The sequence below is a fragment of the Paenibacillus sp. MAHUQ-63 genome, assembly GCF_028765165.1.
In the GTDB taxonomy this organism is placed as follows: domain Bacteria; phylum Bacillota; class Bacilli; order Paenibacillales; family NBRC-103111; genus Paenibacillus_E.
The window spans coordinates 1-21,083 of record NZ_JARADB010000011.1 but is presented as its reverse complement, the minus strand read 5'-3'; the positions used below and the strand labels follow the sequence as shown (position 1 = coordinate 21,083).

Sequence of the window (21,083 nt, the reverse complement as noted above, 5' to 3'; positions counted from 1 at the left end):
TCCATGTGGATTTATTGTAGGCTGGCAAGCGGGTCGGCCGCCCTGCTTGTGGCCCGTTGATATATATATCGTCGGAGCTGCTCCAAAAGTTTATAGCGAAAACAAAAAAAATGTCGACCTTTGGCCGACACTTTAGTTATTTAGATTTATGAATAAGTTTACTTAGGTTCATAGGACTAATTGAGCTTGCAGTAGCTTCTTTATTGGACTCCTGGATGTGCTGGTAGATTTCTTTGCGAAAAACTTCGACATGTTTTGGGGCTTGAATGCCGACACGAATCGTGTCACCCTCGCTGCCAAGAATTACGATTTCGATATTATCGCCAATCATAATGGACTCGCCTTTTTTCCTTGCCAGAACTAGCATGCTCCTCACCCCTCCACTTGTGTTACTTCATGCAAAACGATTTCATGTTTAATGCCATATTCAGAGTCATGCAGGATTATTTGTTTGGCCAGCTTCTCTTTTACATTCCAAATGATTGGCGCCAAAAGATTCAAGGTAATCTTCGTAAAATCCTTGTTCACCGTAACGACAGACCACACCAGGACATCTCCGGGATTCTCAATTTTTAGCTCCTCCTGCAAGCTCTCCGGCAGATGAATATCATATTCCTTGAAGAAGAGAAAAGGATCCGTGACAAGAAAAGAAAGCCCACTTTCCTCAATGGATTGAATATAGGAGAATGGCGCACTGTCTTCAGGCTGCACCAAAGTAAACTTCGTTAACCCTTCAAAACCTGGCACTCCCTGCGGAAAGGTGAAGATTTCTGATTCATGTACCTCTAATTCACCAAAAAACAAAGTCGAAATCTGCATATTCTAAGCTCCTTTTCAATTGAACATACGAAATTAAAAAAAGCCATAGAAATCATCTATAGCTTGATTATACCTCTTTAGGTTTTGAAATCAATTTGGGGGGGAGTTATTTCTACCTTCGGATACTGCCGCATATAAATGTCCAGCTTCCCGCGCGTATAATCAACCTCAGGCTTGTTCACCTGCGCATTGACGTTGACTTTCCCGTCTATGACGCTAATCTCTGCTTTATGGGCGGTGTAAGTAATGTCTACATTATCGTAGCTTGCCTCACCGTAATAATCAAACTGAGAACGACTAATACTGAGATCTTTTGCAATCTCGGCGATCGCATTGCCGCCTAGATGAATGGCAGCCATGCGATTCCCATCCTCAACCCGCCGCGCAATGCCTTGCATAGCGATTTCACGGGATTGAGAATAGATCCGGCTCAGCGCCTGAAGAATTGGGCCTTGGCCTAGCGCATCCCATGCCCGGCTTTGATCAATCTCAAGCTCCCCTCGCGGTTGCCGGATATCTTGTTTAGGGCGGTCTACCTGCATCTCATACGTTGCCCGCGGCTGCCGAATATCCTGTTTGCCTAGATCTGCGTCAATCCCAATAAGAGCCGGTTGCTGGCTTATTTGTATTTGTGGAATACTAGGCATCACAACCGCCTCCTAACCGAAATTTTAACGCAAGAAATCAACGAGTGTGGGAACAATAACCTTAGAACCTGCAGACAACGAAGCCTGGTATACGTTCTCTTCCATTTTCAAATTCGTGATAACTAGCGACATGTCCGCATCTTCCGTTTTGGATTGCAGACTTTGTAGGTTAATACCGATGTCATCCAAACGATCCTCTGCAAGCTGCACACGGTTCGTCTTAGCTCCAATATCCGCTCGAGCCCCAAGCACTCCGCTCATCCGCTGATCCATAAGCTCGATAGACTTCTGAATTCCTGACGTATTACCCGCGGCAAGAGAAGCTGACAGATCTTTCAAGATCTGAAAAGCATTATTTTGCATACCGGATGCACCAAAAATTTGCTCAGCTGTCTTGTTCATGGCAATTTGAACGCCAGCACCGATCTCAAACTTGATTTCTCCATTGTCCGTAACTGCGTTAGCTGCGTTATCCGGATCAGGAAAAGGCGCCTTATCTGTAATTTGACCATTGAACACATACTTGCCATTAAATTGACTGTTGCCGATATTCGTCAATTGACTATATAACTGATCAATCTCAATTTTCATCGCATTCAGTGAATCTTCCGAATTAGTACCGTTGGAAGCCGTAACAGCCAGTTCGCGTGCTCTTTGTAGAACACTACCTGTCTGATCAAGCATCGTGTCTGTGTAGTCTAGGAAGGAGACTGTGGCATCTACGTTTCTTTGATACTGATCGTTCGTCTCAAGCTCACTGCGATATCGCATAGAAAAGCTGATACCGACCGGATCATCAGATGGTTTATTAATTTTGCGACCTGTTGAAAGCTGGTCCTGGAGCGTCTCCATGCGTGTAAGATTCGAATTCAAATTGCGAAGCAATTGAGTATTCAACATGCCTTGCGTAACACGTAATGCCATTTTATTTCACCCCGTATCAAATATGTCCAGCAATTTATCTGCCTACTGTTCCCATTGAATTAATGACTTTATCCAGCATCTCGTCAAAAGTAGTCAATGACCGTGCCGCTGCATTATAAGCGTGCTGATATTTAATCATGTCCGCCATCTCTTCATCCAGTGAAACGCCGCTAACGGATTGTCGTCTAGCCTCCACTTGATCAACCAAAATCTTTTGGTTGGAGACCTGACGCTGTGCTTCTTGTGTCTGTACCCCTATTTCCGATACTACTGCACGAAGAAATTCGTCGAAGGTGCCACCATTTAAGATAATTTTAGTCACGCCTGATCCATCGAAATTGTATTTTGTGTTTTTGATACCTGCCAGCTTCAGCGCAAGTTCATTGTTACCTTTGACAACTCGCTCTACACCGTTAGCATCTATATATGTCTTGCCGGAGGCCGCAATCCGCTCCACGTTATCTGTAATATTCGCGCTAACAGTAAATGCTTCTGCAGCTGTATTAAAATCCGCAACGGGTACGAAGAAGTCGCCGCCTTTGGTCGGAGGATCTTGCAATGTATAACCTTGTTTATGCATGTCATTAACAGCTGTAACAATGGTTGTAACCATGGAGTTCAGCTGGTTTTTATACTCCGTTACATAACGTTGGTCGGAAAGCATCAAGCCATAGAGCTCCCCGCTATTCAAATCGGCAGGATATGCTGAACTAGCCAGCGTTTCGTCAAAAGTCGTTGCTGTGCCGGCTACAACCAGATCCTGATTGCCCATTTTCACATGATAGCCGCCCGATTCCTCTTGTACAGAAACATTAATGACTTTGGAAAGTTGATCGACCAGCAGATCCCTTTGGTCCCGAAGATCGTTAGCATTGTTGCCCAAACCTTCTATTCGAAAAATCTCCGTGTTTAGCTCGGAAATCTGTTTCAATGTCGTATTGACTTGTGTGACCTTGACCGTCATATTGTCTTTCAAATCTGAACCTAAATCCTTCAGCTGCTTGGCTGCGTGATTGAAGGCATCCGTAACAGCCAATGCACTTTCTTTGACGACTGCTCTTGTCTCAAGATTGTCCGGTTGCTTGCTTAGCTCCTGCCATGCATTCCAGAAGTTATCAAGCACCTGACGAAGCCCCGTATCGGAAGGCTCGTTAATAATAGCCTCCAGCTTCTCTAACGTATCTTGACGAATAGTCCATTCACCCAAACTTTTGTTCTCATTCGCATACTGTTTATCCAGAAAGGTTTCACGAATCCGTTCAACTTCAGTAAACATAACACCTTGCCCCATTTGGCCAGGGATCGTCGAGCGCTGCAGGCTTAATGCTTCTATAGGCTCAGCGGCAACCATTTTAACTACCTGACGTGAAAAGCCAGGCGTGTTGGCATTAGCCACATTATGTCCCGCTGTTGTTAGTGCGGCTTGCTGCGTAAGAATTCCCCGCTTGGATATTTCAATTCCGCCAAAAGTCGATCTCATGGTTTCCCTCTCCTATGCCCTACTTGGGTATTCTGACATTATCCACTTTATCCTCTTCGATCAAACATCCCTAACCGATTCCCGCTCTTAGCTTGATTCGGATTTCTGTAGACCAGATCGTCCTCCGGCGGACCGATAACCAAATCTACCGAATAGTTGATGAAAGCTAAGGACTGCTCAATTAGTTGCTGATTGATGACATTTTCCTTCTTCAAATCCTCTATCGTCGCAAGCAGCCTTTGTTGTGCTTCCATCAGCGCTTGCTTGTCTTCCGCCTTAAAAATAACTTTAATTAAATCGCCGACCGTAATCTTAGGGTTAGGATTATATCCTCTCGATATTAAATAAGAGCCGATGATTTGAATCCGCTGCTGGTTCGCCTCTGCAATCGCTCTTATCCACTTATTTTCCCGATTCACAATCATATTCAGCTGATCGATGTCATTGCTAACAAGAATAGGCGTCTTCGCCTTAGCCAGTTCATGCAATGCTTCATGCGCTTCCTGGAGCTTCGCCATCGTTTCCAACAAGGCCTGTATGGAGGACATGATCGTCACCTACTTCTATCTATGATGTATCTTCCTTATTTCAGATAAGGGAGTATTTTCTCTGCCAGTTTCGCCGCATCCACTCGATAAGTCCCTGCCGCAACCGAGGATTTCAATTGTTCGATGCGCAGTGCCTGCTCTTCGGTACGGGCTGCCCCCGCCGCTCCTAAAAGCTCTTTTGCTTCAGCCGAAATCTCCACTTGATCTTTCATCTTGCCTTTCTTGCTGACAGCTTGCGAGTAAGCGGAATCGCCTGTCTTCTTATAAGGATTAATGGCTCCGATGCGTTGATTATCATTAATTTTCATACCGTAACAACTCCTATGCTTTCTGGCCTAAAAAACAAAATGCCGATAATCTTTAGAACTATTATCGGCATCTCATATATGAAACTTTATATCTCTGCAGACCTATTTGTAATTTAGTGCCGATCCTTTAAGCGTTCTTGGATCTTAAAGCTGACTTTGGCTTCTTTATCAGCCAACCCTGCTCTCCGCCGCTCATCCTCCGCATTGTTCTTAACATCCTTCACAAGCTTGCTGCGGCAAGATTCACAGATTGTGTTCTCCCTAATCGAGATCCCGCATACTTCACAAGGGTAGGACATATTCGGTGCATGCAAGATGGAAATCCGACCTTCGCGAATGAACTTTGTGATTTGTTTGATCGACACGGCTGTGGCTTCACTTAAATCATTGATGGTAGTGCCTTTATTCTCGCGCAAATACTTCAGGCACTTCTCATACTGCAACTCCAAATCCTTGACGCAGTTCGGGCAAACCTCAGCAAAGCCTTTTACGAAAATCTTCCCACAACGTGGACAATTTGCTACATTCATGCCCATCCTATGGCCTCCCCTCTATTATTGCCAATACCTAGTGTTTAATTCCAGTTTACCGCAATTCGACATCTCTTGCATATCCATATTTTTTGGCAGAGTTATGACAAAATCTACGCTATCTAGCCCAAGTGATTCCGAACACACTAGCAGGGATAGACTGGACAAGCACTTTTGCACACTGATTCAACGTGCTGCCCGTCGTATACACATCATCTACAATATAAATGAAGTATGAGTCAGCCGGATAGCTCATTAGTCGGCTTGAATATCCCAAACTCAGCTCAAATACATGCGCCAAATCATCCAGTCGCTCATTTCTCTTTTTGAAGCTTTGCTTATCTGTGTGCTTGGATCTGTGAAGAAGAGGAATCACTGGCAACCCCACTCTATTGCCTAACTCTATAGCCATTTGTTCCGCCTGGTTAAAGCCCCGCTCTTCCATTCTGCGCTCGCTTACGGGCACGAAAGTAATAAGCTCCTGTACCTTAGCCGGCAATGCAGGCATGCTCGTTCTATCCATCTGTAAGGAACGAAAAGCATGAACAAGCATATGGCCAATCATCGTTTGGAGTTTCTCATCACCCCGGTATTTATAACGAGCTAACATCTCTTTCATCATTTCATCGTATCTAACGGCACTACGGCTTTGTATAAAGTAAGCATCTTTCCGCCTTTGGCAGTCATAGCAAAGCTCGCCCCTTCCGCATACCGCGCACATCACTTGTCGGATCCATGGTATCCGCATGTAACAGGAAGGGCAGAGCCCTAAATGCTGTCCATGCATAAGGCCTGACTGCTTGCAAAGTAAACAATCCTCTCTCTTTGTGCTAAGCGCTACGCGAAATGTCCCCTTAATTACGTCTATCCAGGTACGCCAATTCCTCATCTATTTCCCCCTCTCGAAATAGCCTTGCTTACTTGCAATACGGTTCATTTTCTTGACTTGTCTAACGGCCTCCTTTTGTGAATGGGTGATTTCTTTGGCTGCAAAATAAACTTTACCTGCCGGATCATCTTTCGATCTGCCTGCCCGTCCCGCCATCTGCACAAGCGCTGCGTCATCAAATAATTTTGAATCTGCATCTAAAATAAATACGTCGGACTGAGGAATTGTTACTCCTCGCTCCAGAATCGTTGTTGTTACCAGCATTCGAATCTCTCTGCTGCGGAATTTTTGAACTTTATCGGTCCGATTCGCATCTTTTGAGGATGTCCCCTCGACACGAACGATGCTGCCGCCAACGCTAAAAACACTCCTTAGAATAGCTACCATAGGTTCGACCAGTTGGATATTTGGAACAAAAACGAACACTTGCGCATTGCGTTCCAATGAAACCTTCAGCTTTTCAAAAATGGCTCCAGGTATATTCCCTGATTGGATCACTTTGGTTAACGCTGGTATTACGATTAACTCCGGCACAGGCAATGGATGTCGGTGATAGCGCACCGGCACACGTACGTGGGGGAGATGCCCGCGCTCAGCTTCCTTCCTGACGATTGTCGGTGGAGTTGCAGAAAGCAGAATGTTGACTCCACTAGGCTTACACACCTTGGCAGCTGCGTAAGCAAGCATAGGGTTATTATGATACGGGAAAGCATCGATTTCATCGATGATGACCAAATCGAAAGCCTCATGGAACCGCAATAGCTGATGAGTGGTGGCAATCGTTATTTGGCCCTGTTCCCATCTCTGCTCACTGCCGCCATAGAGCGTTACGACGCTGTTGTCCATGAAAGCGCGCGTTATTCGCGGCTGAAGTTCCAAAACCACATCCTTGCGAGGGGTTGTTAGGAGAACTCGTCCCCCTTTTGTAACAATGTACTGCACAAACGGAAAGATCATCTCGGTTTTCCCTGCACCGGTAACAGCCCAAATAAGAAATTTCGCAGGATTCCGGTCAGCACGTTCTCCCCTGCCACGTGAGCCTTCCCTGCTGATATATCTCAGCCCTTCCTCGGATGCTCTAGCCTGGGCTTCACTAAGGCCCCAGGGCCTTATATAGCATTGAAGGTCCTCCGCATTCTCGGCTTCATCTTGCTTATACGGCTTCTCTATACCCGTTCCAACAACTTGATCGGTGTGACCCTGAATAAGTATTGAACAGAATCTTGACCTTCCCATACTCAGACAAGCCTCACAATACGGACATGACTGTCCGCATTGTTGGCATAAGGACCAGAACATACGTTCCTCACCACTTCCGCAGCGCTTACACCGATAGCTCGTCCTTCTTCTTAAAGCACGGCGCCAATCCCTGCTCTCCATCACAACCAAACCGTTGGTCAATGTGATATCTCCATGAAGATGTGCGAGCTGTAAATAACTTCTCGGCTCCCCCATCCCACCCCCAAGCCCAACTGCATCTGTTAGCTGTTCAAACTCCTCCATCAACAAAGCTTTGCCCCTGCAAGCTTCTACCAGCTTAGCATACAGGCTCGATTCTAAGCTTTGTATGGTGAAGGCTCCACACTTCCACATTTCATATGAAATCCGCTTAGTTCTCAATTCACCTGTTAATGCAAACTTGCAACTATTAGCTGCCTGGCGAATCTGTTCCAGCATAGCTTCATCCTCTATTGCGGCCCCTGAGGCTGAGTTTAACTTTGCCAGCATCCGTATACCCTGTCCAAACGAAACAAAAGGTTCGAACATTACGAGGCCGGCGTCGGCTGCGTATTGCTCGAACCAATATTGGATGTCAGTCATGGAGTGAATACTTAAGTGCCATCTCCACTCTTTTCTGATGCAAACAGCGTAAAGTTGAACCTTCATTGCTCACCTTACTCTCTTTGGTATAGATAAAACTCTGTAAGCGATTACCACTAGCTAACAGGGATCTTCACAAGCTCCTCCCTGTTGCTAAGATGAACGACAACGACTGCTTCTCCCTCATGCTGGCTCATGAACTGCTCAATGGCATCATACTCAGTCTGATAGCGCAGATCAAGCATATGCGTGTGCGATAACCGCTCAATAATTCGTTTGGTGTCATCAGAGGAGCCTTCATCAAAGATCGTTGCCGATACTTCGTAACCTTTCAGCCCCGAGAAAAAGAATAATGAACGAATGTACCATTCAATTTGATTTTGATTGTTTTTGGTGACAAGCAGAACTTTGGCCGGCTTCTTATTTCTACCCTTGCGGGCTCCGAACAATAGATGAAGCACAGCGATGCTGATTCCGTAGCAACCCAAGATCCAAAGCAACCCAATCCACATAACGGATCCCTCCCTTATTTGCAGTGTATGCCGCAAAAAGTTGAGGGGTTCCAACAGGGAATGCTTACAAGGTTACCCAACCATTCTTGATCGCAATAATGACCGCTTGCGTTCGATCATCGACCTCCATCTTCTGGAGAATAGAGCTAACATGGTTTTTCACCGTTTTCTCACTGATGTAGAGGAATTCTCCAATCAGCTTATTGCTTTTACCCTCTGCCATAAGGCGAAGCACTTCCGCTTCCCGCTTAGTTAGTGGGCTGTTTGTATTATGTATGTATTTCAACGCCGAATCCTTCACGCCTTGGCCTGATCCAACCACTCCTACATCGTCCAGATAGGTCATGCGTCTTAGCTGATTAATCAGCTTGCCTGTTACCTTCGGATGAATGTAGGCATGACCGGCTACAACGGAACGAATCGCATTAATGAGTGACTCCGCTTCCATATCCTTAAGCAAGTAGCCCGATGCCCCTTTGCGCAGCGTCTCGAACACATAGCTCTCATCATCATGCAACGAAAGGATGATAACTTTAATATCAGGGAAAATCAGCTTCAAACGCTCAGTTGCTACTACACCGTTCTCAAGCGGCATGTTAATGTCCATGAGAACAATGTCGGGCGTAATCTGATTGCAAAGCTCAATCACCTGGATGCCGTCACCGCACTCCCCGATGACTTCCATATCATCCTCCATGTTAATAATTCGTTTAACACCTTCACGAAAAAGTTGATGATCGTCCGCAATCACAATTCGTACATTGCGTTTATGACTCGCCGTGTTGTCCATTTTGATTTTCCTCCTTGTTCTCTGCACCGCCACCAATTGGGATTAGCATTTTTATTCTTGTCCCGGAATCTTTCGCGGAATCAATTGTCATTGTGCCTTCCAGCAGCTCTACACGCTCTCGCATGCCGAGGAGACCGAAATTATTCCCTTTGGCTATTTTCTGCTCTGTTTGCGGCACATCGAAGCCGATCCCGTTATCTACAACATAGATTTGAACATGATCTGGTTCCAGTGTTAGCTCAACAGATAAGAATGTAGCTTTCGCATGTTTAATTACATTAGATAGAGCTTCTTGCACCAGTCGGAAAATCGCGATTTCTAGCCCTGATGGAATGCGAGTCTGTTTGCCTACGAGATTGAATTGCGTACGAATACGATACTTTTCTTCGAAATCTTGCACATATTTACGCAGTGTCGGTACGATTCCCAGATCGTCCAGAGCCATAGGGCGGAGGTTGAAGATGATCTTGCGAACCTCTTCAAGCCCCCCTCTAACCTGTCCCTTTAAATCTGCCAACTCTTCCTTCACAGACGGAATGTCCTCTTTCACCAACATGCGTTGCGCGATCTCCGTTCGAAGCACTACATTAGCTAAGGTCTGAGCCATCCCGTCGTGAATTTCACGCGCGATTCGCTTACGCTCTTCCTCTTGCGCCAATATAATTTTCAAACCAAGCAGCTGCCTATTTTTAGCGGATTCTAATATGCGAGTAACTTGATTTAGATCGCCTGATAAGTATTCTAATACGACATTCATCTGAGAAACAATCGTCTCAGCTCGCTCAACCTGTTTATCCACATTCTTCGTTCGCACTTGCAGATCATTGCGTCTAGCCTTTAGATTATTCTCTTTCTCTCTAGCAATTGTAAGCTGTAATTGAAAAGCGATAGCCGCTTCATAAGCAACCTTGATATCTTCCTCACGGTATTTGTTAAAATCCCGACTTACCTCCGTGAGTCGAATGCGAGAACGCTTGTAATCCTTCTCCAACTTGTCGACCAAATCGATCGTTACACTCGTCTCATGCTTAATCTCCTCGAGTTCGCGAGTAAGCGATTCTTTCTCCAAGCGGGAAGCTTCAGCGATTTCAAACATCTGATACTTGCTGCTCTCCATGACGTTAATTGCGTTTTTTATTACACGATCTATAGCGTCTGGTTGCAAATGAAACATGCTCCTTTTATCAAACCATAATTAGAAATAAGTCTACCCCATATTGTAGCACAGTTCGACCAATTTGAAGTGTACTTATAGTACTATTTATTCAATTGTTATCCCATAATTTTGGGGATCCCAGCCTACTTTAAACCCTAATTTCTCGGAAATGACACGAAGAGGCACCATCGTTACGTTGCTCATAATTTTAGGGGCGACTTCAGCGGTCACACGATCTCCGTTGGCCAACAGATCCGCGTTATCAATCCATAGGTCGATAAGTTTGTCGCCGCGAATAACCGTAACCTTCCGTTCTTTCTCATCCCACTTCACATTGCCGCCTAATGCTTCGGTTACAAAACGAATCGGAATCAACGTATTGTCATCAACGATAGTAGGGGCTTGTTCTAACGTCATGGCTTTATCATTAACCGTTACTTGTTTTTTGTTAATTGTAAGCTTAACGGAGTTTTTCGGCAAAGCCGCCAATTGCCCTTTATAAATAAAAGAAATATCATCAATATTAATTTTCCCTTTTGCGGCTCTTTCATCCTGCCCGTTAGCAGGGTTAGCCACATAAATGCTTTTAATAGTAATCGGGAACTTCAGGTCGGATACGTCAGCAGTCAATTTCCGCCAACCCGTCCAGTTCATATTTTCTGTAAGGCTGACATAATTCAACTTGCCATCGGCGTCGACAATTTCTGCACGCACCCAGTTGAAGCTGCCATCTCCAAGCACTTTAGCTGTAATAAACTCAGGGTTCCCTTCGATCGGAGCACCATTCGTGCCGTTAAATCGGGCATATGCCGCTTTCGTACCCGTACCTTTGGTAAAATCATAAGCAATCGACAAATTCTTATTCCCGCTGGCTTGTTCGATATTCACTGCGGATACAACCTCAGCCGGGTATTTATCCCCTGTTGTCATAACGGCAAATTTATCCAAATCATACCAAACCTTTTCCTGACCTATAGGTAAAGTGACCATCGTACTATAACCATCATAACGTGCAATCACTTGGGCAGCCTGAGATCCCGAAGCGCTATCCACATGAAGGACGCCATCTTTCAAACTCCCTTTTACACCGCTAAGCTCCCATGTCGCAGATGCCGCGGGCAGCTCGCGTTTCGCTCCACTCTTCGTGGTTACCATAATCGGTAGCTTAAAGTCTCCACCTTCCGTTAACGAAAAAGATCCCGAGTTGAACTTCATCGAAGTGATCTGATCCCGCCCAACGATCTCCACATCCATAGAGGCAGTCCCTTTGCCCGACTTTGCTACAATTTGAGTTTTACCTGGGGCAGATGGCGTGTAAACATTATCTTTGAAGCTTCCGTTTGTCGTAGATGTACTCCACTGTGGTACGATGCCTGTAACAGAAATCGGATTATAATAATCATCATAAGCTTTAAATTGATAAGGGCTGGATTCATTCATGAACAAAATATTTTGACCTTTTAAAATAAGACCTTTTAGATCGCCTTTAGGCGCTGTGGAATATACACCTAGTCCATTAGCAACGGAACGCTGATTGCCGTTTTCCGTTTTGTTCACCAGCTTAGGATCGAAATCACCAAGCGGTCTGGAAACCATTTGAGTAGAACCTCCACCATCCAAAACCAACCCTCTCCAAACACCTGCATCAATCATAAACTGCTGAAGCTCTGGAAGTGTCATGCCCGCACTGCCGGCACTACGGTCTGAGGTGATGATATAAGCAGTCTTCATATCTTTGGAGTAGCCTAGCGCTGTTCTAGAGCGCGGACTATAACCGCTGAAGTCATTGATATTCCGTGTAAAATAACTTGGCTTCGCCTCATCTACAAGCAGCGTGCTGCCGCCGATGAGCATTTTAAAGTTCTTCCAATCATAGGTTTTGGACGCATCGTGCGGGATCATATCATATTTCGTGGTGATTTTGTCTCCGACTTTGAGGTGATTAACGATGAACTCTCTTGCTAGGCCCGAGCCTCTGAGGATATAGCCATCTGCTGGAGCAACCATTTTGATGTTCGTATCTACAGCGATTTCCTTGACGATATCGTTTTGAATCAGGGCTTCGGTCGGAACATGCGTTCCATCAACAGCTCTTTGTGTCATTGCCCATGCACTCGTATAAAGGAAAAGTCCATCTGCAATTAACGGCACATCGTTGTCGTCCCAATAGTACGTTTTGTTCACACCGCCAAGGTCAAACGAAGTACCATCCTTCGCCGTTACCTTCCCCTGAAAATCAAAAATGTCGATAATTGGCTTATTATCCTTCGATATAGCGAATGAATAAAGTCCTGAAATTTTGGCCGGCGTTGCCATCACTTGACCATTCGTGATTTGAGCTCCTTCAGGAACGCCCTCAGCTTGCGTATTAAAAAAGTCTCCATTCACACCGGCTACAGCGCCAGTATCCTTCACCATGCCTAGAACACTCTGGTTCTTCGTGAACTGATTATTCGTTCCTGCCATTGCGTCTATTTTCACGTTCGGGTTCGTCAAATCGACCTCAATCACATTCGCGTTCACCGAAACGTTCTTGTTGCTTCTCGTTGTTGTCCACACATAGTTCTTCATAATTGCACCTGATGTTATTGTTTCCTGCGAACTAAGCGTTAACGTTGAACCTGCCGCGCTCACTGTAGTCCCAGCTACCAACTGCCACATCAATGCGCAAGCCAGCGCACCTATTCCTACTTGCTTCTGTAACGTCATGTTGCTTTTCCACGCTCCTCTTTCAGATTAATTCTAGTATCTATCATTTTGGCGATACTTATATAGACTCATAAACTATGGAAAAAGTTACGATAAGCGCTGAGTTGTATTTATACACCAAAAAAGAGAGCACGGCCCCTGAATGGGCTGCTCTCTGCTTGAGATTATCTTATAAAATACGCTTTAGCTTAGCTTCATGTTCAATGGATCGCGCGGACAAAAGCTCGATGATCGAGTGCTGCCGCTCCTGGACAAGCTCCATACGTTTGACCGTTCCGTTTGTCTCCAGTACGGCTTGTTTAATCTGAGACTGCTCGAGTTCGAGTCTGTCGAGCCGGCTGTCGATTCCATCGATTCTAGTGTCAATGCCATCGAGACGAGCGTCAATACCGTCAAGACGACTGTCAATATCATCAAGGCGATTGTCAATACCATATAATCGATTATCAATGCCATCAAGACGTGTATCAATGCCATTAAGATGTGTATCAATACCATCAAGACGTGTATCAATACCATCGAAACGAGCGTCAATACCATCTAACCGTGTATGAATTCCACCCAATTCTCTAAATACAGGCAACAATTCTGCTTTCAACAATGCGGATAAAGCTTCTTTCAACTCTTGATCCATTCTTTCACTCCCGATCCATCTAATTTTAATAGATGCTGTTAATCGTTGAATCCAGTATAACATATGAATCGCTCTGGATGAAAAACTATTGGAGTATATGAATATATTACCATTTTGATGAGATTATGTCAAACATATGTTCCCATTTCCTGGAATGAAAAAAGCCGTCCGAATTGGACGACTTTGCTATATGTTAAACTAATGCTTGAGCTTTCAAAGCCTCAGCTTTGTCTGTGCGCTCCCAAGGAACATCCAGATCATTACGGCCAAAATGACCGTAAGCTGCCGTTTGACGGTAGATCGGACGACGCAGATCAAGCTCTTTAATGATGCCTGCTGGACGCAGGTCAAAGTTTTTGTGAATGAGCTCAACGAGCTTCTCTTCACTAACTTTTGCTGTACCAAAAGTATCCACCGCAATGGAAACCGGACGAGCAACACCAATTGCATATGCCAATTGAACTTCACATTTGTCTGCAAGCCCCGCCGCTACGATGTTTTTCGCAACATAACGGGCTGCATAAGCACCGGAACGGTCAACTTTTGTTGGATCCTTACCGGAGAATGCGCCTCCGCCATGACGAGCATAACCGCCATACGTATCAACGATGATTTTACGGCCTGTCAAACCTGCATCCCCTTGCGGTCCGCCAATTACGAAACGGCCAGTCGGGTTAATGAAATAATTAGTTTTCTCGTCCAACAAATGCGCTGGAACGATAGGAGTGATAACATGCTCTTTGATATCCTTTTGGATTTGCTCCAAAGTAACTTCTTCACCATGCTGTGTAGAAACGACAATAGCGTCAACACGTACTGGTTTATCATCGATATACTCAACAGTTACTTGAGTTTTACCATCAGGACGCAGGTATGGAAGAGTTCCATTTTTGCGAACTTCTGTCAAACGACGAGCCAATTGGTGAGAGATTGAAATTGGAAGCGGCATAAGCTCAGGTGTTTCGTTAACCGCGAATCCGAACATAAGACCTTGGTCGCCGGCACCGATTGCTTCGATTTCCTCTTCAGACATCGAGCCTTCTCTAGCTTCAAGCGCTCTGTTCACGCCTTGAGCAATGTCAGGGGATTGTTCATTCAAAGAGACGAGAACTGCACATGTTTGGTGGTCAAAACCAAATTTCGCACGTGTGTACCCAATTTCTTTGATTGTTTGTCTAGCGATAGCTTGAATGTCTACATACTCAGAGCTGGAAGTAATCTCACCGATTACCAAAACCAAACCTGTTGCTACAGACACTTCACATGCTACACGAGCATTTGGGTCATTAGCCAAAAACGCATCCAATACCGAGTCAGAAATTTGGTCACAAATTTTATCTGGATGACCTTCTGTTACGGATTCGGATGTAAATAAACGACGTCCGCGTACTTGCGCCATATCATTCATCCTCCTAATACCATTTAGTATGTTTGAAAAGCTTCTACTCGATGCCTCTATTATGAAAAAAAGTGGGCCCGGCTTTAGCGTCAGCTTTTCACGCCAAGCGGAATCCCTCTTTTGCGCTCATGCGCTGGCAAGATCTTCGAATTCCGCACGGGTAAGTATAAATTCCAAGCAAAACAATCAATGAATACAAACAAAAAAATGAACCTTTCCCGATTGGAAAAGGTTTAATTAAATCATTGACCTTCAATTAGTTATCTTACTTTATTTGTCGTCTAGTGTCAATGAAAGTAATCGTGAAGAAATTATGAATTATTACAAAACCTTAGAGAGAAAATAAAGCTTCTTCAGCCCGTTGAATCAGCCTTTTCGTGATTGTCCCTCCGACTGCACCTGCATCTCTGGACGAGATATGACCCCAATAGTCCTCTTTCATAGAGGAAGAAGGGATAGAGCCCAACTCTGTCGCGAATTCCGTGTCAGCATTCATCGACATATGTTTTCCCACGGGAAGTCCCAATTCAGCAGCAATCTCGTATTTCAGGACATCTAGAGCCTTTTTAGATTCAGGGACCACTTTGTTATTGTTTCTAGCCATTGCTAAACGCCTCCTTAAAGTTGTTGTTAATAACATAACGAACGATACTCTTTAAGCAGTCGACCTTGGGTACACCTATAGTATGGCTAATATGCTATGCCCAAACCGGATAAGAAGTTGTCAGTAAGGGTAAAATTATGGAGCAGAGGTATTGCTAAAAAATTATTCCCCAACCTGACTTCCGTCTGCATTCGTGAGTAAATAGCTGCCGCGTACCATGACAAAGATGTCAGCTGTGTTCTTTGGCGATGGCTTAATACCGCGTCCTTCAGCGGGAAAAATCAAAAGATGATTCAGCGCGACCTCGGTCCCCGCTGCAAGATCTTTGCCTCCCGTTACATCCGGGATGCCATTGTCATCGTTGCTCACCGCTAGTACTCGCCCGGTTCGCACGATAAATTCGGCGCCAGCTCCGGCATATAACGTTTGTCCATTTTTCAATTGGACAACTTTCATGCCTACTGGCGTTATCGTACCCCCGCCTCCGTTGCTCCCGCTGCCACTCTGGTTTCCGCCAGGGTTGGCAGCAATCGCGGAGGCGATTAATTCCTTCACCTCGGCTTCGCTTAAGCTGTTCTGATCGAAGTAGCTCTTCGTGATCACCGGATCGGTGGACGAGCCCGGTGCTGGGGCTTCGGCCTGGGAGACTGAAATAGATGAGGATAGTAGGGCAATCGCACAGCCTGCTGTTAAAATCATTTGTTTCCTATTCATCGTTATTAACTCTCCTGTCTTAATCATCTGTAAAATAAAAGGATATCTTACTTCTTTTGTCGAATTATTTTCAATTAAATAATTTAGCAAACGGAGTGATTCTATGAAAAAGCTACTAACAACCACTATGATTTTATTCTTTATTACAAGCAACGTCAACGCTTCCTCGATCCGTGGAGATTTCGAAGGTAACCCAATCGTAAACGTAAAGAGTAATGGAAGCGAACTTGCGGTTGAAGATGTACCCGCTATCAATTATAAGGGTAGGACGATGGTTCCGATTTATATGTTGAGACAATTAGGAACTGAAGTCGCTTGGGATGATTCGACTTATAGTGTGAATGTTTCTATAAAGAAAGATGAAGCTCAAAGTGCCACTAAAGACACGTCTATAACAAATGCTTATAAATGGTTAAGCGATACGGACATGCAAATTTATATGTATGCAAGTAAGCTACAGCAATACATGGACTTAGACCAAGTACCTAATCTTAAAGATTTACTTGATCGTGATTATCTAGAGCTAACAGATGAGTACAATAAATCATTAAAGTTCGCTACTGCCGTTTATAAGCAATATGGTGCGGAAACAGGGATCAACGAAATACTTGCCAGCCAATCCAAAGCCCTTGATACAGTCGGCCAAACAAAAGAATTATTCAAGCTTTGGCTGACTCGCAAGAACGACGCGCAGATTAATTCAAGCCTACAAATCAGTCTGTTCAATAGTATTGAAAATAGTCAAAAGAACATTATAAATACCAATAAATATGTGCATACTACATATATACAAAAATAAAAAGAAGGCCGTTAGGCCTTCTTTTTATTAAGCGTTAGTTAATCTTATGGAGCTGGGACGAATTTCGGACCTTTTACTGTTACTGAAACTACATCAGACTTACCACTTGGAGATGTAATTGTCAGATCAAATGCTCCATCTTTATCATCATTTTTAGTAACAACAATGTTACCATTTGAATAGATAGTTACAGCACTAATGTTGTCAGAGTAGCTGTTAGCAGAGAATGTTACACCAAGTACTCCGTTAGCTTTTTGAGCAACATCTTGCTCATACTCTTTACCATAGTTATCTGTAACAATTAGATCTGGAGTAATAAATGCGTTACCATCTGCTGCACCAGAAGTAGTTACATTAATTGTCATATCACTATCAGCAGCAATTTTGTCAACTGATAGAGCATCATTTTTAGAAGTAACAGCTACTGTTGTTTGCTTAACTTCGCCTTTAACAGTTTTGTAAGTCACGTTCAATGTAGCCGAACCTGTTTTGTTACCAAGAACGTAAGCTTTACCACCAACAAGAGCTACTTTTGCAACTGCGTTGTTGGATGTTTTAATATCAGTAATTGTTCCTGCTGGAAGTTTAACTACATCGCCAGAAGCATTCTTAGCGGAAAGTTTAACTTCGCGTGCGAATACTTGGGATTTCGTTACATCTTTAAGGTCATCAGCAACGATATTGTTAATAACCGTAGGGTTATCAATTGTACTGTAAGTTGATGCAACAACAGTACCGCTATCGCTCAAGTTGAACAATGTAGGAACAGCATTCACGGAGTAAGTAAGATCATCAGTAGCTTTTGCAACAGTTAATGTTTTAGTCACCTTGGAGATCTCAACACCGTTTTTAGTGATTTTTGCTGTGAAGTCAACCTTCGAACCACCAACTGCACTTCCTGTAGTAAACAATGTGAATTCGTCATTGAAAGCTTCGAAATCTTGTTTAACTGTAACTTGTTGGTTGTTTACAATTCTCGTTTTAGTTTTATTCTTACCAAAGACTGCAGAAGTAGTCACATCTCCATCTGGTGCTTTAAGACCAACTGTACCATTAGTCAATACGGCGCCATTAGCATCGTAAGTATTTGCTGTTACAGTTACTAGATACTCATTAGTATTTGCATTGTCAATATCATTACCTTGGTTATCTGTAAAGTGAGCATCATCAAGTGTTTTACCGTATTGGTCGATAACTGCAAGTTCAATTGCAGCCGTACCACCAGCAACTGCACCTTTAGCTGGATCAGTTACTACTTTGAAGTGATCAGGTACACGAGCGTCAGCAATAGTAAACGTTTTTGTTGAAGTGCTGCTTGCATTAGCTTCTGCAATGATCGCAGTAACAGAAACCGCACCTTTAGAGTTATTGCTGATTTGATCCAATTTAATGCTTCCTTTGTGCTCTCCGGAATCAAGGATTGTAGCAACAGACTGGGAGCCAGCGCCAGAAACGTTAACTTTAATACGTTTTGTGTTTTGGTCACTAGTCAGATCCTCAAGGCTAAGTTGGTTACCTGAAGCATCATAAGCAACGATTGGAATATAAACTTCTTTGTCGCCAGCAGCGATTACATCGTTAAGCTCGCCGATTTCAACTTTGTTAGCAACTTTAGAGGATTTCACGGAGATTTTACCAGTTGCTGTAGCCGCTTGGTTAAACACTGTGAAGTTATATTCGCCAGCTTTATCAAGATCTTTTTTCAAGGAGATCTTAACTTGTGGAATATCATTTCCATTGTCTTCGAAATCTGTTTGCACATCATCAGTTGAAATGTAGTCATTCCAGATGATAGTAGTTTCTCCGAACAATTTAGTAGTGCTGCTGTTATCTTTGCTGTATGTTTTAGCATTGATCAAAGAATCGTAGGAAATTGTACCACCGTATTGGTCAAACAAGTTAAGGTCGAATTTAACGTTTTCGCCTTTACCGTTAAGAGCATCACCTACGGAGTAACGAGCTGCACCAAGCTCAAGTTTTGTCAAGATTGGTTGTGTACCCAATTTGAAGTTTTTCGTAGCTGTAATGTGGAAATCGTTGTTAACGATTGTTACTGGAATCACAGATACGCCTTGAGTTGTGTTTTCATTTGCTGTATCCAAAGTGATCAACAAAGTACCGTCAGTATCTTTAGTGATTTTTGTGAAAGATGCAGCAGATGTGTAAACGTTGTAGGAACCAGCGTTAGTTGTAGCGTTCTCACCGTATTGGTTGGAAGCTTTTACTTTAACGATTGTTTTGTCAGCGTAAGCGATTGTGTCGCCAGCGTTCAAGAAATCGATTTTTGTAAGAACTTCGTCTTCGCCAGTGAATGAAGCGGAAGTTTTGTCAACGGTAGCCTCATCCAAACCGGATACAGTTACTGTGTATTCACCTTTGCTAACTTTAACATCAGTCAGTGTCAGAACTGCGGATTTCTTGTCATCAGCAAATTTAACAGTTGTAGCTACTTCAGCTGTACCTTTTTTCAAAGTCAGTTTCGCTTTTTCAGTATCAACTGCTTTGTTGAAAGTAACAGTTACTTGTTGAGCTCCTGTTGCTTTAGCGCCAGTTACGGATACTTTACCAGCTGGTACGTATTGTTGTTTTGCTTCGTATGCACCAGTCAGAAGAAGATCGCGAGTTGCGTTAGCTTGACCACCGAAAGTGCCATCAGTTCCGTTAGCAAGAAGTTTCAGCTCAAGAGCAAGAGCTACATAACCTTGTGCCCAGTCGGAAACGGATTTGTCGTCGCCAGTTTTTGCTTTTGCCTCAGCATCTTTACCCAGTACGCGAACCAAGAAAGTAGCCAATTGCTCTTTTGTTACTTTACCAGCTGGGTTGTATTGACCTTCAGCGTAGCCGTCAGTGATACCAGCGGATTTCAAAGCTTCGATGTAAGGAAGCGCATAGCCGTTAGCTGCGTCGTCAACTTTAACATCGGAGAAGCTGGAAGTTTTAAGATCTTTGTTAACTTCGATACCAGTGATCAAAGCTGCAACTTTTGCGAATTGAGCACGGTTCATTTCGTCTTTCAGACCAAATGTAGTGTCAGTCACTCCGTCAAAAATACCTGCAGAGATCATTGCATCAAATTTTGCTTTTGTAGCTGCGTCAAGATCTTTAAGATCTGTGAAGTCAGCGGATGTTTTACCGAATGCTACGGAAGAAAACATGGATAATGCCATTGCTGTAGAAAGAACTACGGATAAACTTTTCTTCATAACCTTTTTTTCTCCTCCTTGAATATCTTTGGTTTTATTTTTTAGGTTGAATCTAACATTATCTGAGCTCGTATCACTCATTGTTTGGTTCACCCCCTTTCCAGAGTTAGAGCATAATATAACTAAGTTCGCGTGTAGCGCTCTAGTGGCTACATTAGAAACTAGTAAACTTTAGTAGGAATATGGACGCCCACACCAATTTACATTATACATTGGTCGAATAGCGTCGTAAAGAGTTATTTTGTTGCCTTAACTTTTGGTTAACTTTTTATTATTTCGTTCTTTTCAAAGTATTAAACGCAGTGGGTTCGAAAAAGTTGCGCTTAATCGAAAAAAGTTTTTCTTTTTTTTCAATTTATCTAATTGAGCCCTAGAGTATCATTATAATTACATGTGCTTATGCGCATAGTACATTTATAAAAACAAAAAAAGAAGGCCTAAAGGCCTTCTTTTTTAATGAAAGTTAATTATTTAGCACTTGCTACAGTAACCGCGACAACGTCGGATTTACCGCTTGGAGAAGTGATAGTCAGATCGAATGCTGCATCTTGCAAGTTGCCATCTTTATCAGCGATTCTTTCTACTTTGATGTTACCT

General features: G+C 43.7%; 20 protein-coding genes. 1 reads left to right on the top strand and 19 read right to left on the bottom strand.

Features of this window, described 5'->3' with window-relative positions; translation table 11 throughout:
* Positions 1-136: 136 nt before the first annotated feature.
* The 18 genes from csrA to PUT07_RS32365 form a co-directional block, all read right to left on the bottom strand.
* Positions 137-367 (bottom strand): carbon storage regulator CsrA, encoded by a 231-nt coding sequence (gene csrA, locus PUT07_RS32450; RefSeq protein ID WP_274472938.1) that lies wholly within the window; start codon positions 365-367, stop codon positions 137-139.
* 5 nt (positions 368-372) lie between these two features.
* Positions 373-819: a flagellar assembly protein FliW gene (gene fliW, locus PUT07_RS32445; RefSeq protein WP_274472937.1), complete on the bottom strand. Its 447-nt coding sequence runs from the start codon at positions 817-819 to the stop codon at positions 373-375.
* Positions 820-896: 77 nt separating this feature from the next.
* Positions 897-1,466, bottom strand: a complete 570-nt coding sequence (locus PUT07_RS32440; RefSeq protein ID WP_274472936.1) for a DUF6470 family protein — start codon at positions 1,464-1,466, stop codon at positions 897-899.
* Between the two features lie 24 nt (positions 1,467-1,490).
* A complete protein-coding gene (gene flgL, locus PUT07_RS32435; protein WP_274472935.1) occupies positions 1,491-2,390 on the bottom strand; it encodes a flagellar hook-associated protein FlgL in 900 nt (299 codons plus the stop codon).
* A 34-nt stretch (positions 2,391-2,424) separates the two neighbouring features.
* A complete protein-coding gene (flgK, locus tag PUT07_RS32430) occupies positions 2,425-3,870 on the bottom strand; it encodes a flagellar hook-associated protein FlgK (protein ID WP_274472934.1) in 1,446 nt (481 codons plus the stop codon).
* 47 nt (positions 3,871-3,917) lie between these two features.
* The gene (locus PUT07_RS32425) at positions 3,918-4,418 is read right to left on the bottom strand and encodes a flagellar protein FlgN (protein WP_274472932.1); all 501 of its coding nucleotides are present in this window, start codon (positions 4,416-4,418) and stop codon (positions 3,918-3,920) included.
* A gap of 35 nt (positions 4,419-4,453) precedes the next feature.
* Positions 4,454-4,726: a flagellar biosynthesis anti-sigma factor FlgM gene (gene flgM / locus PUT07_RS32420; protein WP_274472931.1), complete on the bottom strand. Its 273-nt coding sequence runs from the start codon at positions 4,724-4,726 to the stop codon at positions 4,454-4,456.
* 113 nt (positions 4,727-4,839) lie between these two features.
* Positions 4,840-5,262, bottom strand: coding sequence for a TIGR03826 family flagellar region protein (locus tag PUT07_RS32415; protein WP_274472930.1), 423 nt, complete (start codon positions 5,260-5,262; stop codon positions 4,840-4,842).
* 112 nt (positions 5,263-5,374) lie between these two features.
* A complete protein-coding gene (locus tag PUT07_RS32410) occupies positions 5,375-5,878 on the bottom strand; it encodes a ComF family protein (protein WP_274472929.1) in 504 nt (167 codons plus the stop codon).
* Between the two features lie 267 nt (positions 5,879-6,145).
* Positions 6,146-8,032: a DEAD/DEAH box helicase gene (locus PUT07_RS32405; protein ID WP_274472928.1), complete on the bottom strand. Its 1,887-nt coding sequence runs from the start codon at positions 8,030-8,032 to the stop codon at positions 6,146-6,148.
* A gap of 50 nt (positions 8,033-8,082) precedes the next feature.
* Complete coding sequence (locus PUT07_RS32400) at positions 8,083-8,478, bottom strand: hypothetical protein (RefSeq protein ID WP_274472927.1); 396 nt, start codon at positions 8,476-8,478, stop codon at positions 8,083-8,085.
* 64 nt (positions 8,479-8,542) lie between these two features.
* Entirely contained in the window at positions 8,543-9,268 is a 726-nt protein-coding gene (locus PUT07_RS32395) for a response regulator (RefSeq protein ID WP_274472926.1), read from the bottom strand.
* Complete coding sequence (locus PUT07_RS32390; RefSeq protein ID WP_379241165.1) at positions 9,246-10,433, bottom strand: sensor histidine kinase; 1,188 nt, start codon at positions 10,431-10,433, stop codon at positions 9,246-9,248. Before PUT07_RS32390 ends, PUT07_RS32395 begins: the two co-directional genes overlap by 23 nt.
* A gap of 96 nt (positions 10,434-10,529) precedes the next feature.
* On the bottom strand, positions 10,530-13,133 hold the full coding sequence (locus tag PUT07_RS32385) for a stalk domain-containing protein (protein WP_274472924.1): 2,604 nt from the start codon (positions 13,131-13,133) through the stop codon (positions 10,530-10,532).
* Positions 13,134-13,302: 169 nt separating this feature from the next.
* Positions 13,303-13,767, bottom strand: a complete 465-nt coding sequence (locus tag PUT07_RS32380) for a hypothetical protein (protein WP_274472923.1) — start codon at positions 13,765-13,767, stop codon at positions 13,303-13,305.
* A 193-nt stretch (positions 13,768-13,960) separates the two neighbouring features.
* Positions 13,961-15,166, bottom strand: a complete 1,206-nt coding sequence (gene metK, locus PUT07_RS32375; RefSeq protein WP_274472922.1) for a methionine adenosyltransferase — start codon at positions 15,164-15,166, stop codon at positions 13,961-13,963.
* Positions 15,167-15,497: 331 nt separating this feature from the next.
* Positions 15,498-15,770: an alpha/beta-type small acid-soluble spore protein gene (locus PUT07_RS32370; RefSeq protein ID WP_274472921.1), complete on the bottom strand. Its 273-nt coding sequence runs from the start codon at positions 15,768-15,770 to the stop codon at positions 15,498-15,500.
* A 162-nt stretch (positions 15,771-15,932) separates the two neighbouring features.
* Positions 15,933-16,484 (bottom strand): hypothetical protein, encoded by a 552-nt coding sequence (locus PUT07_RS32365; protein WP_274472920.1) that lies wholly within the window; start codon positions 16,482-16,484, stop codon positions 15,933-15,935.
* A gap of 103 nt (positions 16,485-16,587) precedes the next feature.
* Between PUT07_RS32365 and PUT07_RS32360 the strand changes: the two genes are divergently transcribed.
* A complete protein-coding gene (locus PUT07_RS32360; protein WP_274472919.1) occupies positions 16,588-17,283 on the top strand; it encodes a stalk domain-containing protein in 696 nt (231 codons plus the stop codon).
* A 44-nt stretch (positions 17,284-17,327) separates the two neighbouring features.
* On the opposite strand, the gene PUT07_RS32355 is transcribed toward PUT07_RS32360, so the two are convergent.
* Positions 17,328-20,567, bottom strand: coding sequence for an S-layer homology domain-containing protein (locus PUT07_RS32355; RefSeq protein ID WP_274472918.1), 3,240 nt, complete (start codon positions 20,565-20,567; stop codon positions 17,328-17,330).
* Between the last annotated feature and the right edge of the window lie 516 nt (positions 20,568-21,083).